Here is a 15,193-nt window from a genome sequence, read left to right on the forward strand (position 1 = left end):
AACGGCTCTGAAACTTAATTTAAAGGAATGAGTTTATCAGCAAGCGGGTTTTTTAGGGTCTGGGTCTTGGCCAGAAAAGGCAAATAATGTTGTGCCACCTGTTTTTCTGCTTCCAGAATCGGCATATGCCCGACATTGTTCAGAATCACCGGCGTTTCGGCACGTTTCAACAGGGCATGCAGTTCTTTAACCACTTCGACATTGATGATCCGGTCCTGTCTGCCCCATAAAATCAAGGTCGGTGCTTCAACTGTGCGGGTCAGGCGGGCAAAGGTTTCTGGTGTATAAATCCGGTTCAGCATCACGACCTGATCAATCGATTTACTGGTCTGCTCAGAACGTGAAATCAGCAGTTTTTCCTGTGCATACTGGAGCTGATAAGGAATCACCGGCGGGTTCTGCATCAGCTGTCTGGAGACATCTTGCAGATCACCGGGCTTGCTGACGATTAGGTCTTTTAGGGCTTGCGGGTCTTTGGTATAGGGCGTATTGCCCATTTTATACAGGCCGGCACTATTGATTAAAAACAGGCTTTGCGTATCGAAGGGATATTGTGAGGCATAGACCGTGGCAATCGATCCCCCCAGGGAATGTCCGGCAATATGTAAATTCTCGTCTACATTTAAGGTTTCAATGAATAAACGCATCTGAAAAGTCACATTGGGCACAGAAACATCGAAATTCTCCGGAACCTTGGTATCGCCGTTGCTCGGCAAGTCAGGAATAATCACATGATAATGTGGAGTCAGAAACTGTGCGACCCGATTCCAGTTATCTCGCGTTCCTGCCAGACCATGAATCAGCAGAATTGAAGGCTTGTTCTTTGCACCACCTTCACTGTAGCTCCAGGTCACATCACCGATTTTAAGTGTCTTGGATTGAAGTCCAGCCTGTGTTCGTTCCTGCAGCAGATGTTGTTGTAATATTTTGGCAGGCTTTTCATTCGGCTGGCTAAACATATATTGACTATGTGCAAAGCTCGGCAATGCCATCGTAAACGCGACTAAGGTCGAGCAGATTATTTTCGAGCGCAACTTTATTATTTTCTTCATTGGCACATTCCCCAAAAAATACACAGCGAGCAAATTGCTCAAATACTTCCATGTTGTAAATTTGCTATTTCAGTCAAATAAAAACATTATTCTTCATTCTATTTTAAATCAATCCTGGCGCTTGTCACCCATTAGTTTTTTGCTGAACAGCATTGAATGATTTGAAAATGTGATGTGCTGCACATAAAACCCCTGCTGAAATGAAATTAGATAAATGTTAAAAATTTAAGCAGCTAAGATTTTTTGCAAGTGACATTCAAAAAAACTGGCAGTAAAATATTGCAACTAAAACATCGGTGATAGAAAAGAATGCTCACAGCTCAAGAAGCTTTAGAACGTCTTAAACAAGGGAACCAACGTTTTGTCAGCGGTGATACCTCGCATCCAAAACAACTGAGCCACCAACAGCGCGCAGAAATGGCAGAGGATCAGAACCCATTTGCAATTGTACTGGGCTGTTCAGATTCGCGTGTCCCGGCTGAAATGGTTTTTGATCAGGGTCTCGGTGATCTTTTTGTGATTCGTGTTGCAGGCAATATTGTCGCACCATCACAGGTCGGGAGTGTTGAATTTGCGGCGGAACGCTATGACTGCGCTATTGTTGTAGTCTTAGGTCATAGTCATTGTGGCGCGATCCAGGCCACCATTGATACCTTAATGTGCCCAGATTGCCCGCCGTCGGCAAACCTGATGTCGATTGTAAATCGAGTACGTCCTTCTGTTGAAACCTTAATGCAAACTGAACTGAAAAATGACTTGGCAAAATTGTCCAAGCATGCCGTGCGTTCTAACGTATTTGCATCGGTTAACCAACTACGTCATGGTTCAGCAGTATTAGAAAACCTGATTGGGCAAGGACAACTCAAAGTGGTCGGTGCTGAATATTCACTGGAAACAGGTGAAGTATTGTTCTTTGATTTTTAGGCAAAATTTATTTAAATACAATCTAAAATAATTTAAAGGCGCTTTATAAAGCGCCTTTAATGTATGGATAGGCATTATTTAGCAGGATGGTTTGTGCCTTGGCATTTGGATGAATCAGATCCTTTTGCATCAGGGTTTTATTGCCGGCCACACCCTGCATAAAGAACGGTAACAATTTCACCTTATATTGCTGGCTCACTACCTTATAATTATTTTCAAAGGCCTTGCTATAGGCCTGTCCATAATTAGGCGGCATCTTCATACCAAATACCACGACTTTGGCCTTGGCTTTCTGGCTTTGCTGAATCAGGCTGGCTAAATTTTTTTGAATCATTTGCGGCGGCTGTCCGCGTAAGCCGTCATTACCCCCCAACTCAATCACCACAAGGTCTGGACGATGTGTCTGCAACAGTTTCAGCAGTCTGGCCAGCGCTCCACTGGTGGTTTCTCCACTGACACTTGCATTGACCACTTTATGCTGTTTCGGATACTGTTGCTCTAAACGTTTTTGTAATAAATGTACCCAGCCTTGTTGTGGCTGAATACCGTAACCAGCACTTAAACTATCACCTAAAATCATAATCGTCTTTGCTGATACCCCGAGCGGTAACAGGCACAGACTGAGCAAAAACAAGTAAGACAATACCCGAGTTTTCTGATTAAGATCTTTCATATAGGACACGTATGATTCAAAGTAGCAACGATTCGAACATCATGCCACAGGCGATTATTTCTGCCCAGAAATTGACACAAAAGATACAACTTTCACAAAAACAGCTGACTATTTTTGAGGATCTTGATCTGGAGATTATGGCAGGCGAGCAGGTGGCAATTACCGGTCGTTCCGGCTCGGGGAAATCCACATTGCTAGGCATTCTGGCAACGCTGGATCAGGCCAGTTCAGGCCAGCTCATCGTCAGTGGCGAGTCGGTTTCTACCTTGAATGAAGAACAACGTGCGTTGGTGCGCCTGAAAAATATCGGGTTTGTGTTTCAGTCTTTTCAGCTCTTGCCACATCTGACTGCCCTTGAAAATGTCATGCTGCCACTGCGTTTACAGCCCAGTTTCAAATATGCAGAAGCTGAACAAAAAGCCTTGGCGCTACTGCATAAAGTTGGTCTGGATCGGCAGGCACAACAAACCCCGAAAGTCCTGTCTGGCGGGGAGCAGCAGCGTGTCGCGATTGCCCGGGCACTGGTCAGTGAACCGAAAATTATTTTTGCCGATGAACCCACAGGCAATCTCGACGGTGAAACTGCCAAGGAAATTGAACAGCTTTTGTTTCAGTTGAATCGGGAACTGGGTACGACTTTAGTTCTGGTGACGCATGACCGTAAACTGGCACAGCAATGCCAGCGACATTTTGAACTGCTGAATGGCCAGTTGATTGAACATCCGAGTGGAGGATGAGATGAACCCTCTATTTCGTCCTCTACTCACACAAAGTTTTAAAAGTACCGGAATTTATCTGTTAATTATTGCCTTAACTTTGGCGATTAGTGCAACAACAGCGCTCAAGTTTAGCAATGAACAGATTCAGAATGCAGTGGCCTTACAGGCCGCAGAAATGCTGGCCGGTGATCTGGTGCTTTCGGACAATGAGCCTCTACCAAAAGAATGGCGTGATCAGGCCAAACAGCTGGATTTACAGCAGTCCGAAGTCACTTTCTTTAGCACCATGGCCTATACCGATGAACAGTTTGTCATGGTCAATGTCAAAGCCATTGATCAGGCTTTTCCCTTGCGTGGCGAGCTGCAGGTGCAACCTGCAAAAACGAAGATTCAATCGGGTGAAATCTGGCTCAGTCCACGGGCTATGGACCTGCTCAAAGTCAAACTGGGCGATCAGCTGAATATTGCCGATGCGGCGTTTAAAGTTACCGCCAAGATTGAACAGGACTCCAATCAGGAGCTTGGATTTTCCGGATTTTCACCAACGGTGATTATCTCCCAGGCGGATGTGGCGCGAACCAATGCGATTCAGGTGGGTAGCCGGATTGAATATCGCTTGCTCATGGCGGGTTCTCCAGACAGTACGCAAGAATATGAAGCTTTATTTAAGCAGCAGCTCAAATCCGAAAACGGCTCGGCTGAAACGCCAGCAGAAGTGCAGGGACAGGAATTTGAAGAGCAAAGCAGTCTCCGGTTACGCAATGCCAGTGAGGGCAATACCCGCTTAATGAAGCCGATTGCCAACCTGGATACCTTCCTGCAACTGGCCAATATTCTGACCATTCTATTATGTGGTATCGCGATTGCTCTCACTGCGCAGCGTTATGTCCAGCAGAATCAAGATCATATTGCCTTGATGCGTTGTATCGGTGCGACCAAACAGCAGATTTTATCGGCTTATCTGGCCTTGCTCGGTACAGTACTGCTGATTGCCATGTCGATTGGTACGGTGGTCGGCATTGGTCTGGGTTATGGGTTATTACAGTTAATGCTGCAACTGATTCCCAACTTAGAAATTGAATTCTCTGCTATGGCGATGCTGCTCGGGCCATTACCAGTCGCGATGCTGACCAGTGCGGTGGTGCTGTTGGGCTTTGTCATGCCGAGCCTATTGCAACTGTTGAACACGCCACCAATTCGGGTAATTCGCCAGCAGGAAAAATCAGTGCAATCCATGCTATGGATGCTGTTGACCGGAACGCTGAGCCTGATTATTTTTAGCGTGATTTTAACCGAAAATCTGCTCCTGACTGCCTGGGTGATTGGCGCGATTATTGTGTTATGTGCAGTGTTGTATCTGACGGTATGGTTGATCTTAAAACTGCTGCGCAATCAGAAATTGAATCTGTCAGCCTATGTACGAACACCATCTCAAACAGCCTTACAGATTACCGCTTTGGCCTTGGGTCTCAGTCTGATTACAGTATTAGCCGTATTGCGCACAGATCTATTAGAGCGTTGGCAGCAACAGTTGCCGCAAGGTACACCAAATCAGTTTGTGTATGGTTTGCCGCCGTTTGACATGCCAGATCTAAAAGCTCAAATTGAGCAAAATGGCTGGAAAAGTACACCGCTTTATCCGAACGTTCGTGGGCGTCTGGTGGCCAAAAATGATCAGCCTTTTGCTCCAGAATTAGTCAAAAGCAATAATACTTTAAAACGTGAGCTGAACCTGACCCAGTCCGACAGCTATCCACAGGATAATGTGATTATTCGTGGTGACGCAGCTTTGCAACAGGTCGGCACGGTATCGGTCGAAGCCAATACTGCTGAAGAATTAGGCATCAAGATTGGCGACAAGCTCAGTTTCAGTTTGCCCGAAGGTGTGCTGGAAGCGAAGGTTATCAATTTAAGAACGGTCGAGTGGGAAAGTTTTAGTCCGAATTTCTTCTTTATTTTTGCCCCGAATAGCATGGATGCCAATGCCGGAAGTTATCTGGGCAGTTTCTATGTGCCGGAACAAGATAAGGAAAAACTGGTGTCTGTGATCCAGCAATTTTCCAATACGGTGTTTATTGATGTCAGCCTGATTCTGGAAGAGATCAAGCGTATTGTGAATGTACTGGTGCAGATCGTGACGATTCTGGCCGTGCTGGTTAGTATCTCCGGTTTTCTGGTACTGATGGCTTGTCTGAACCTGCTCATGGATGAACGCAAACGTGAAGTGGCCTTGCTACGGTCATTTGGCAGCTCCAAACAAAAACTGAAAACCATGATGAGTCTGGAAATTGGTTTTATCGGACTGTTTGCCGGAGTGGTTTCCTGTCTGTTTGCCGAAGTGATTAGCGCAATCGCCAGTTATCGTATGGATTTAATGATTCAGCCACACTGGGAAATCTGGATTATCCTGCCGATTTTCATGACTGTGTTATGTGCGCTGATTGGCCGTCATCGTCTGAGCTATCTGTCGGACATTCCGCCCTTACAAAGCTTGCGCGAGATGAATCAGTAAGATTCATCTCCATGGCTTTTTAAATTCGCTGGCATTTAAAGCGGCAATGATTTAAAGCTGCAATTGTTGTCGCATCAGGTCGAGAATCTCTTGCCACAGTGGGCGAATTGCTTCGATCAAGGCCAAGTTATGTTGATAAAGCAGCACACAGAGGCCAAAACCAATCACTAAAGCGATCAGGTTGATCAGGCGGCTACGCTGCATTTTTTGTCCGGCATACCACAGCAAGGTTAAAAAAGCGCCCATCAACATGCCACCAATATGTGCGGCATTGTTGATTCCGCTGATCATAAAGCCCATGGCCAGGTTCAGACCCATCACCATCACCAAGGTCTTTTTATCTAGAATAAAACGTTGCTGGGGCAGCATCGGCAACAGGGCCAATACCGTCAGTGAAGCGCCGAGTCCCATCACCGCACCGGATGCACCGGCACTGACCGCCGGCAATAAACTTGGGTTGGCCACACCCCCTGCAATCAGATCATAGCTGTCCTGAATGTTCATATAGCCACTGAGCAAACTGCCCATTAAGCCGGCACACAGGTATAAGCCAATAAAATACATCCGGCCAAACAGTTGTTCGGCAACACTACCAAAAATATACAAGGCCCACATATTCAACATCAGGTGAATCAGGCCAAAATGGAAAAACATGCTGCTAAACAAACGCATGGGTTCCGCTAAATAGGTTAAAGGTGCATAATCGGCACCCCAGAGAATCGCATCTCGGGTACTCGGCTGGCTGATATCCATACCATTGATGGCCTGCCAGCCAAATAATCCGACATTAATCGCGATTAAAATGGCCGTGATCCACCAGAGCTGCATTTCAAGTTTGCGGTGTACGACAGGGGGAGCGTATTTAGACATGCTATTTTTTTTGCTGTGATTGTATATTTCGAATAAGCTTAACACGAAAAATCAAATTTTCAGGAGTAACGCACTGACATGAAAGCCTTTCTGATCCGCACGATATTAGTCATCGTCAGTGTGATTTTACTGATTCAATTGTGGATCTTTGCCAGTCTGGCCTGGTGGCGAACCAATCCGGTCAATACCACCATGATGATGCGGATTGATTACTGGACGGAACCTTCCAAAGCCATTCAACATCAATGGCGTCCCTATGATGAGATCAGCCTGAATCTGAAACGTGCCATTGTCACTGCAGAAGATGGAAAATTCATTCATCACCATGGTTTTGACTGGGACGGCATTCAAACTGCGCTGAATAAAAACCGGGATCAGGGCCGGGTGGTGGCTGGGGGGTCTACCATTTCCCAGCAATTGGCGAAAAACCTATTTCTGGTTAATAAGCGTTCATTTGTACGTAAAGGCCAGGAAGCGGTGGCCACCTGGATGATGGAACGCATGTGGTCGAAACAGCGGATTCTGGAAGTCTATTTAAACTCGATTGAATTTGGTGACAATATCTATGGCGTAGAAGCCGCAGCCAAACATTATTTTGGCAAAACTGCGCAAAGCCTGACTCAGGATCAAGCGATCTTTCTGGCGGCCATTCTGACCAATCCAAAATATTTTCAGGATCATCGCAACTCCTCTGCCTTAAATGCACGCAAGCGCATGATTCAGCGTTATATGCGTTATGCAGAATTGCCTTAAATAATTATTTAAAGAAAAAGCCCAGTTTTTGGGCTTTTTTTTATGAAATTGTCATCAATTTGAAGCATACTTGAACTGATAAGCACAATTTTAAATCCGCATAGGTTTGATATGAATACGGCAGCCAGCACTACTTCAGCACAGCCCGAATATACATATAATGATCGTTATATAAATCGTGAACTGTCTATTTTAGACTTCCATTTACGCGTCCTGGAACAGGCTGTCGATCCTTTACATCCCTTGCTTGAACGCATGAATTTCCTGTTAATTTTCTCGCGTAATCTGGACGAATTTTTTGAGATTCGGGTCGCAGGAATGATGGAACAGTTAGATTTGGACAATGAAAGTCGCAGTCCGGATGGCCTGACCCCAAAGCAGGTGCTGGAACAGATTTCCAAAACTGCACATACTGCGATTGAACGCCAGTACCGTATTTTAAATGAAGAAATTTTGCCAAAACTGCGTGAGGAAGATATCTGTTTCTTGCGCCGTGGTGAACTGACTCCGGCACAATCGGCCTGGGTGAAAAAATATTTTCAGGAACAGGTTGCGCCCGTCCTGACGCCAATTAGCCTAGACCCTGCACATCCGTTTCCACGTCTGGTGAATAAGTCACTGAACTTTATTGTGACTCTCGAAGGTAAAGATGCCTTTGGCCGTCAGATTGATCTGGCTGTGGTGCCAGCGCCGCGTTCGTTACCACGCGTGGTACGTCTGCCAGATGAATTAACCGATGGCAAAGAGCATCATGTGATGCTGTCCGCGATTATTCATGAACATGTTTCGGATCTGTTCCCAGGCATGACAGCGACCGGTTGCTATCAGTTCCGTGTCACGCGGAATGCCGATCTGGCCCTGAATGAAGATGTTGAAGATTTGGCTAAGGCACTTAAAGGCGAACTCAGTTCACGCCGTTTTGGCCGTGCTGTACGTCTGGAAGTGACAGAAAACTGTCCGCAGCATATTTATGAATATCTGCTGAATGAATTTGATCTGGAAGAAGAGCAGCTTTATAAAGTCGCAGGCCCAGTCAATCTGGCGCGCTTACTGTCTAATTTCAAGCGCCCGCATTTACGCTATGATTCACATACCCCGATTATTCCCAAAGTACTGAAAAAATCTGAAAATATTTTTAGTGCCATGCAAAAACAGGACATCTTGCTGCATCATCCGTTTGAGTCTTTTGCACCGGTCATTTCATTGTTGCGTGAAGCTGCACGTGATCCACAAGTGCTGGCGATCAAACAGACCCTGTACCGCAGTGGCCCGGATTCTGAAATCGTGCAGGTGCTGGCGGAAGCTGCCCGCAATGGCAAGGAAGTCACGGCCGTGATTGAATTGCGTGCACGTTTCGATGAAGAATCCAATATCGAAGTGGCCAATGTCCTGCAAGAAGCCGGTGCGGTAGTGGTCTATGGCATCGTTGGCTATAAAACCCATGCCAAAATGATTCTGGTGGTACGCCGGGAAAATAATAAACTGGTGCGCTATGTGCATCTGGGAACCGGCAACTATCATGCCGGCAATGCGCGAATCTATACCGATTATGGTTTGCTCACCACGGATAAAGACCTGTGTGAAGATGTGCACCGTATCTTTCAGGAGCTGACCGGTATGGGAAAAATGGCCAAGCTGAAAAAGCTGTTACATGCGCCATTTACCTTACATACCCAACTCATTAATTATATTGATAATGAAATCGTGAATGCCAAGGCAGGCAAGCCGGCGCAGATTATTGTCAAAGTTAATGCGCTGACCGAGATGCAGTTGATCAATAAACTCTATGAAGCTTCTCAGGCGGGGGTACAAATTGACCTGATTATCCGCTCGATTTGTAGTTTGCGTCCGGGATTGCCAGGTTTGTCTGAAAATATTCGGGTACGTTCGATTGTCGGGCGTTTCTTGGAACATACCCGCGTGTATTATTTCAGCAATAACGGTAATGCACGGGTTTACTGTTCAAGCGCAGACTGGATGGATCGTAACCTGTTTAACCGGGTCGAAGCCTGCTTCCCAGTAGAAGATGAAGCGTTGAAAAAACGCATCTATCAACAGGGGCTACTTAACTATCTGAAAGATAATCAGCAATCCTGGTTATTACAAGGGGATGGAACCTGGCTGCGGGCACAGCTGCAAGAAGGTGAAAAGCCACATAATGCTCAACGCATTTTATTGGACTTGTTTAAATAAATGCTCTCAAGAGGCTGAAAATTCAGCCTCTTTTCTATCCAGAAAATAGCATTCAAGGGTTTTAATCAGAGGATATCAGCATTTTGCGATAGATCTGTTTGACCTGGGCATACATTTGATAATCAGTCAGCTGGAGCTGGTGCTGTATGTCTACTGGGGGTTTTTGCTGGCTGAGTAAGCGTAAGAGCTGCAATTCGGTTACCTTGAGACAGGGTTTCCCAGTGAGCTGGTACAGGATATGTTCTGCCAGTTCAGCATGGATATAGGCACCGCCGCGCAAGACAGTTTTCAGGCTTTCAGCAAACTGGATGAATGAAGCCTGAGGTTGGATATAGCTATTTGCACCAGATAAGATTGCTGAATAAATGAGTGCTGTGGATTCACTCTTGAGTACGGCAACTACAGGTGTACTTGGGGTATGCCGTTTCATCTGGCCGATGAAATGAATCTGTGAGGCTTCTGTCAGGAGATAAAGAATCAAGTTAGGCAGATGTTCGGCAATCATCTCTTGTGCAGATTGGAGATTGTCTGCATATAGCAGCATATCTGGTTGATAGCCCAGTTGTTGTAGCACAGTCTGAGTTTTGGACAGGTCCAGGTCAGTAGATGAAGCGATGACTAAAACCGGTGCAGGCAAGAGGGCAGCCAATAAGCTCAATCCTGTTGATTCTGAGAGAAGGCTATACTGTGGATGAAGCAAAATAAAATGAATATCCCAAAAAATAGGGATTTAACGATAATCACCTCATCTTCGTCTTAAATAGCATTTATTGCAGATTAAAACCGATGACAGCAACAGTCAGTTTGAGACTTTATTAGCAGGTCTATGATGGTTGGCTATATCCACTTTGAGATATAAAAAAAGGAGCAACGGGTGTGCTCCTTTTAATCATCTAAAATTTTAGCTCAAGCAGCATTGTGCTGAGTGATTTTTTGGAAAATTTGTAATAACACATCAAATTCGCTTTGTAGCGGTGTACTTTTACGTGTCACCAATGCCAGGGTGCGGCTTGGTGCAGAGTTGATTGGCTTGACCAGAATCTCAGGATTGGCTTTGATCATATTGGTATAAATCGCAATTTCTGGCAATAAAGTAAAACCAAGATTTGCAGAGACCATTTCGATTAAAGTCGGCAAAGAGCTGGCTTTTAAACGATGATCATTTTTACGCTCACCAATCGGGCAGGCACTCAGGGCATGATCACGTAAGCAATGACCTTCCTCAAGTAACATCAGGCGAGACAGATCAAGATCTTCCAGAGAATTCGCTTGTGCAGCGTGTTGGTCTGATTTTTGATAAACCAGATACAGATTCTCTTTGGCAATCTCGGCCACTTTCAGGCCACGTGTATCGAAAGGTAGCGCCAAGGCCACCATATCCAGGTTGCCATGTTCCAGTTTTTCTACAATTTTCTCGCTTTGTGCTTCATGCAGATGCAACTGGATTTTTGGTAATTGTTTATGCACTTCTTCTAGCAGCTGTGACAGCAGGAAGGGAGCAATCGTAGGAATCACGCCAAGATGTAAATCACCGGTTAAGGGTTCACTCATCTCACGACTTAAGCGCATCAAGTCCTGAGCATCAGCCAGTAGAACACGTGCGCGTGCAACCACTTGTTCACCAAGAGGCGTTAAACGAACATTCTGGCGGTCGCGTTCAACAAGTACGCCACCGAGTAAACGCTCCAGCTCCATAATGCCGCCAGACAAAGTTGACTGGGTGACAAATGAGCGGCGAGCAGCTTCTGTAAAATGTAGCGTCTCTGACAGTGTTACGAGGTATGACAGCTGTCTTAAGGAGGGTAGTGCAGCCATAGTGTCCTAATGTTTATGATTTAAAATGATCAGCAAATAATTCGCTAAGATATGGAATAAAATGCGGTGGGATATCATGCCCCATTCCATCAATTAATTCAAATTTAGCCCCTGGAATCGCTTTTGCAACGGCCTTGCCATGACTGGGAGGCAGCAATCGATCACGAGCACCATGAACCACCAGGGTCTCTTGCTTGATTTGCTTGTTCAGTTGCAGCAATGAACCTGTACATAATATTGCTAAAAACTGTTGAAGTACACCGGCAGGATAGTAACTTCGTTTATATAATTTACGTGCGGTCTGCACCGCTTCCAGATGATTGACATAACCTGGCGAACCGATGATGTTAAACAGTTTTAGACTATGATCTACAATACCATCTTCATCTGTTGAAGCCGGTTTGTCAATCAAACTAAAGAGTTGCTTGGGAAAGGGCGGTGGCAACAGCGGCTGATTGTTGCTGGTAAACAGTAAACCCAGTTTTTTGACTTTGTCCGGATAGCGTGCCGCCAGAATCTGGGCAATCATGCCACCCATGGATGCACCCAATACATCAACCTGATCCAGCCCCATTTTTTCAATCAGCAGACTGACATCTTCAGCCATATCATACAGGTCATAAGGTGCCCCCTGATTGCCCAGACCGAGCACAAAACGGCTCATCATTTTCAGGGTGTTCAAGCGTGGGCCCTTGTTATGGATTTTTGAAGACAGGCCAATATCGCGATTATCAAAACGTACCAGATGGAAACCTTGATCAATCAATGATTTACAAAAAAAGTCAGGCCAGTACAGTACCTGCGCACCCAGTCCCATAATCAGGAGCAGCGTAGGATGTTCCGGATTTCCGCCCACCTCGACATGTAATTCCACACCATTACCCAGATCAACTCTGGTTTCACGCATGAAAGAACTATATGGAGAAAGATTAAACTGTAATGCGCTGTGCATAATTGCTGTCCTAATTAAAGGATATTTTGTTTAAAAAATATCCTGAGTATTAAACCTCTAAACCACAGCAGGAATCAAGTCAGGAACCTGCTTGGTCAAAGACAGACGTTGTTTGCCCGCAGTTGCACCCAAGAGTACAAAGCCACGTAAAGTGCCGTTACCGTCGATGGCTTTGGCCAGCATGCCATCTTCCAGCTCTTCAGTTTCCCAGGTGAGCTCAACATCGACTGGTGCAGGCAGGACAGTTAAAGGTGCAGCAGGCGTTTTCACTGCCACAGGCATAGCCGGATAATGTACAGCCGTATGTTCGCCATTCAGGGTTTTTGCCAGCGCGCGCGCCTGTTGCATGATGGGCATGACATAAGGCAATAAGGTACCATTCACTTCAGCACAGTCACCTACGGCATAAATATCGGCATGATTGGTTTCCAGTTGCGCCGTGGTTAAAATTCCACGACTGGTATGAACATCTGCCTGTTTGGCCAAAGAAATATTCGGCTGTAGACCTACCGCAGACAAAACCACATCAGCAACGAGAGACTGACCATTGGCCAGCATGACCAAATAGTCACCATTTTCAGCACGAGAGACCTTCTCGACCGTGGTGCCCAAGACGAAATGAATGCCGGTTTCTTCAAGGTTTTTCTGGAAGGCCGTTGCAACATGTTCAGGTAATAAACGGCCCAGCGGTTGAGGTGCCAGATCGATCACTGTGACCTGATGCTCGGTATTTTGCAGGTCATTGGCAAATTCGCAACCAATCAGGCCTGCGCCTAAAATCACCACGCGTTTATCTTCACGTGCCGCCAGATTGCTGCGGAACGTCTTATAGTCACTTAAATTATTCACCACATGAATGTCATCACTGGCATCACCGGAAATGGCTAAACGTACCGGGTTGGCACCGACCGCCAAGACCAGTTTGGAATAATTCTGTGTGCTTTCCTGACCATCTTTCTCAAGTACCAGCTGATGATCTTCCGGATGAATGGCTTTGACCCAAGTCTGCTGTTCAATCCGCATATTCAGTTGTGCCGACATTTTTGCAGCATCGCCCAATGCAATCTGTTCAGGCGCTTTTTTGCCAACCAAAGCATTGGAAAGGGTAGGTTTGGCATAATTTATCGCATCATCCGCGCAAATCATCAGCAGTTCATGCTCTGGATTAAGTTTGCGAAATTCACGTGCTACAGCATAACCTGCCATACCTGAACCAATAATAACGATAGGATGCATAGTCGTTTCCATGCTGTAGGGCTCTCCATGCTGTTTTATATGAGGATAAAAAGGACATAAAAAAAGACCATATCGACATGGTCTTTAACTGGGCGTGCTCAGACTTCGATCATTTCGAAATCGACTTTAGACACGCCACAATCTGGACAGGTCCAGTCATCCGGGATATCTTCCCATTTGGTTCCCGCCACGATGCCGTCTTGAGGCCAACCTTCCGCCTCGTCATAAATCCATCCACAAACGATGCATTGATACTTTTTCATGTAACTCTCCAAAACTGAGCAAGTGTAACCGTCAGCTTAAAATCCATAAAATGGCAAGACTCTAAAAGAATATGACTTTTTAACAGTGAACATATTTGGCTAAATTTTTACGCAGTTCTATTCAGAAAGTAAAGTGAATAAAAGCTTAATCAGCGAAATTAGCAGCAGAATGACTTTGGGATTCAGTATTTCTCTGAAAATGAGTCAAATCGGCTTTGCTGGCAAATGCTGTGGAGTGATGAAGCGGCTGCTGTGGCAAAATTTAGCTTAAATGAGGCGTTATAGACCAAAGTCGTGCAGTAAAAACTGAGGTTTTTATATAATTTAGAATCAGTAAAGTCTGGATTAAATATTTTTATAATAAATGAATTTAATAAAATCAATAACTTGTGCTTAAATATTGAGTTTTTATTATACAGCTCGGCTTGTTCATTGGCTGGAAATAGGTTTAAAATTCGCATATTCCTTTTCTTTTTTTAAGATCTCCCATGAGCAATTTATCTACTTCTTTGTGGTCTCACATTCGTACGGTCCAAGATTTTCCAAAACCAGGAATTTGCTTTTATGATTTGACCCCACTTTTCATGAGCAATATTGGTCCATTGACTGATGCCCTGATTGCCAGCATTCCTGCTGACAAACTAGCAGAAGTAGAAAGCTTTATCGCAGTGGAAGCACGTGGTTTTGTGTTGGCGAGCCTGTTGGCACAACGTACCGGAAAAGGCTTGTTATTGGTGCGTAAAGCAGGAAAATTGCCGCCTCCAGTCGTGGGTGTCGGTTATAGCCTGGAATATGGTCTGGATCGTTTAGAAATGTCTGCGGAAGTTCAGTCTCAGAAAGTTATCATTGTTGATGATGTTCTGGCAACAGGCGGAACTTTAAAAGCGGTAAATGAATTGGCACTCAAATGTCAGCATGAAGTACTAGGTGCAAGTATCTTTCTTGACCTTCCTGATTTGCATGCTGAATTAGGTCTGGATATCTGGTCAGTACTGGATGATAAATCTCAGCCTGAAGCTGCGGTTGCCTAAATTGTAGATTTAAAAAAAAGCTCCTCAATATCGGTAATGCCGGTCAGTTAAGAAATTGACTGGCATTTTCTTTTTTAAATTCATGATCATATTTGACAAGTAGAAAAGTCATCCGCAACTGTTTGAGGCAGGACTAGATTTAAAAATGATTGTTTCTGCGACAAATTTACTAGTCGATGGTGGCTGACGAGTTTTGCGGA

General features: G+C 45.1%; 14 protein-coding genes. 6 read left to right on the plus strand and 8 right to left on the minus strand.

The annotated features are described in order from the left end of the window. Positions 1–14: 14 nt before the first annotated feature. Complete coding sequence (locus tag GVV58_RS09410) at positions 15–1,052, minus strand: alpha/beta hydrolase (RefSeq protein ID WP_074383096.1); 1,038 nt, start codon at positions 1,050–1,052, stop codon at positions 15–17. A 309-nt stretch (positions 1,053–1,361) separates the two neighbouring features. On the opposite strand from GVV58_RS09410, the gene GVV58_RS09415 reads away from it, so the two are divergent. Continuing rightward, positions 1,362–1,976, plus strand: a complete 615-nt coding sequence (locus tag GVV58_RS09415) for a carbonic anhydrase (protein WP_005096244.1) — start codon at positions 1,362–1,364, stop codon at positions 1,974–1,976. 43 nt (positions 1,977–2,019) lie between these two features. Here the strand turns inward: GVV58_RS09415 and GVV58_RS09420 are convergent, their stop codons facing one another. Next, a complete protein-coding gene (locus GVV58_RS09420; RefSeq protein ID WP_159516425.1) occupies positions 2,020–2,649 on the minus strand; it encodes an arylesterase in 630 nt (209 codons plus the stop codon). Positions 2,650–2,660: 11 nt separating this feature from the next. On the opposite strand from GVV58_RS09420, the gene GVV58_RS09425 reads away from it, so the two are divergent. Both GVV58_RS09425 and GVV58_RS09430 read left to right on the plus strand, forming a co-directional pair. Continuing rightward, complete coding sequence (locus tag GVV58_RS09425; protein WP_005096248.1) at positions 2,661–3,386, plus strand: ABC transporter ATP-binding protein; 726 nt, start codon at positions 2,661–2,663, stop codon at positions 3,384–3,386. 1 nt (position 3,387) lies between these two features. After that, the gene (locus GVV58_RS09430) at positions 3,388–5,880 is read left to right on the plus strand and encodes an FtsX-like permease family protein (RefSeq protein ID WP_159516426.1); all 2,493 of its coding nucleotides are present in this window, start codon (positions 3,388–3,390) and stop codon (positions 5,878–5,880) included. Positions 5,881–5,931: 51 nt separating this feature from the next. On the opposite strand, the gene GVV58_RS09435 is transcribed toward GVV58_RS09430, so the two are convergent. Next, positions 5,932–6,750 (minus strand): rhomboid family intramembrane serine protease, encoded by an 819-nt coding sequence (locus GVV58_RS09435; RefSeq protein WP_005096251.1) that lies wholly within the window; start codon positions 6,748–6,750, stop codon positions 5,932–5,934. A 78-nt stretch (positions 6,751–6,828) separates the two neighbouring features. Between GVV58_RS09435 and mtgA the strand changes: the two genes are divergently transcribed. Together mtgA and ppk1 are read left to right on the plus strand one after the other, a co-directional pair. Further along, positions 6,829–7,503 carry a monofunctional biosynthetic peptidoglycan transglycosylase gene (mtgA, locus tag GVV58_RS09440; RefSeq protein WP_005096252.1) on the plus strand — a complete coding sequence of 225 codons (675 nt, stop codon included), beginning with the start codon at positions 6,829–6,831 and terminating at the stop codon, positions 7,501–7,503. 111 nt (positions 7,504–7,614) lie between these two features. Next, positions 7,615–9,696 carry a polyphosphate kinase 1 gene (gene ppk1 / locus GVV58_RS09445; RefSeq protein ID WP_005172015.1) on the plus strand — a complete coding sequence of 694 codons (2,082 nt, stop codon included), beginning with the start codon at positions 7,615–7,617 and terminating at the stop codon, positions 9,694–9,696. A 61-nt stretch (positions 9,697–9,757) separates the two neighbouring features. Here ppk1 and GVV58_RS09450 read toward each other — a convergent pair whose 3' ends face one another. The 5 genes from GVV58_RS09450 to rubA all read right to left on the minus strand — a co-directional run bounded on the left by GVV58_RS09450 (position 9,758) and on the right by rubA (position 13,962). Next, a complete protein-coding gene (locus GVV58_RS09450; protein ID WP_159516427.1) occupies positions 9,758–10,345 on the minus strand; it encodes a DNA-binding response regulator in 588 nt (195 codons plus the stop codon). Positions 10,346–10,602: 257 nt separating this feature from the next. Beyond that, complete coding sequence (oxyR, locus tag GVV58_RS09455) at positions 10,603–11,511, minus strand: LysR family transcriptional regulator OxyR (RefSeq protein ID WP_005172010.1); 909 nt, start codon at positions 11,509–11,511, stop codon at positions 10,603–10,605. A gap of 13 nt (positions 11,512–11,524) precedes the next feature. Beyond that, positions 11,525–12,463: an esterase EstB gene (gene estB / locus GVV58_RS09460; RefSeq protein WP_100357259.1), complete on the minus strand. Its 939-nt coding sequence runs from the start codon at positions 12,461–12,463 to the stop codon at positions 11,525–11,527. A 57-nt stretch (positions 12,464–12,520) separates the two neighbouring features. Beyond that, complete coding sequence (gene rubB, locus GVV58_RS09465) at positions 12,521–13,699, minus strand: rubredoxin reductase RubB (RefSeq protein ID WP_159516428.1); 1,179 nt, start codon at positions 13,697–13,699, stop codon at positions 12,521–12,523. A gap of 98 nt (positions 13,700–13,797) precedes the next feature. Then, positions 13,798–13,962, minus strand: coding sequence for a rubredoxin RubA (rubA, locus tag GVV58_RS09470; protein ID WP_005096258.1), 165 nt, complete (start codon positions 13,960–13,962; stop codon positions 13,798–13,800). A gap of 488 nt (positions 13,963–14,450) precedes the next feature. On the opposite strand from rubA, the gene GVV58_RS09475 reads away from it, so the two are divergent. After that, on the plus strand, positions 14,451–14,993 hold the full coding sequence (locus GVV58_RS09475; protein ID WP_005096259.1) for an adenine phosphoribosyltransferase: 543 nt from the start codon (positions 14,451–14,453) through the stop codon (positions 14,991–14,993). Positions 14,994–15,193 lie beyond the last annotated feature (200 nt).

It is taken from the genome of Acinetobacter sp. 18QD2AZ41W (genome assembly GCF_009829025.1).
In the GTDB taxonomy this organism is placed as follows: domain Bacteria; phylum Pseudomonadota; class Gammaproteobacteria; order Pseudomonadales; family Moraxellaceae; genus Acinetobacter; species Acinetobacter pseudolwoffii.

Coding starts and splice junctions, on each gene's coding strand:
- GVV58_RS09415 (WP_005096244.1), top strand. CDS start 1,362: ATGCTCACAGCTCAAGAAGCTTTAGAACGTCTTAAACAAGGGAACCAA.
- GVV58_RS09425 (WP_005096248.1), top strand. CDS start 2,661: ATGATTCAAAGTAGCAACGATTCGAACATCATGCCACAGGCGATTATT.
- GVV58_RS09410 (WP_074383096.1), bottom strand. CDS start 1,052: ATGAAGAAAATAATAAAGTTGCGCTCGAAAATAATCTGCTCGACCTTA.
- rubB (WP_159516428.1), bottom strand. CDS start 13,699: ATGCATCCTATCGTTATTATTGGTTCAGGTATGGCAGGTTATGCTGTA.
- ppk1 (WP_005172015.1), top strand. CDS start 7,615: ATGAATACGGCAGCCAGCACTACTTCAGCACAGCCCGAATATACATAT.
- estB (WP_100357259.1), bottom strand. CDS start 12,463: ATGCACAGCGCATTACAGTTTAATCTTTCTCCATATAGTTCTTTCATG.
- mtgA (WP_005096252.1), top strand. CDS start 6,829: ATGAAAGCCTTTCTGATCCGCACGATATTAGTCATCGTCAGTGTGATT.
- GVV58_RS09420 (WP_159516425.1), bottom strand. CDS start 2,649: ATGAAAGATCTTAATCAGAAAACTCGGGTATTGTCTTACTTGTTTTTG.
- GVV58_RS09430 (WP_159516426.1), top strand. CDS start 3,388: ATGAACCCTCTATTTCGTCCTCTACTCACACAAAGTTTTAAAAGTACC.
- oxyR (WP_005172010.1), bottom strand. CDS start 11,511: ATGGCTGCACTACCCTCCTTAAGACAGCTGTCATACCTCGTAACACTG.
- GVV58_RS09475 (WP_005096259.1), top strand. CDS start 14,451: ATGAGCAATTTATCTACTTCTTTGTGGTCTCACATTCGTACGGTCCAA.
- rubA (WP_005096258.1), bottom strand. CDS start 13,962: ATGAAAAAGTATCAATGCATCGTTTGTGGATGGATTTATGACGAGGCG.
- GVV58_RS09435 (WP_005096251.1), bottom strand. CDS start 6,750: ATGTCTAAATACGCTCCCCCTGTCGTACACCGCAAACTTGAAATGCAG.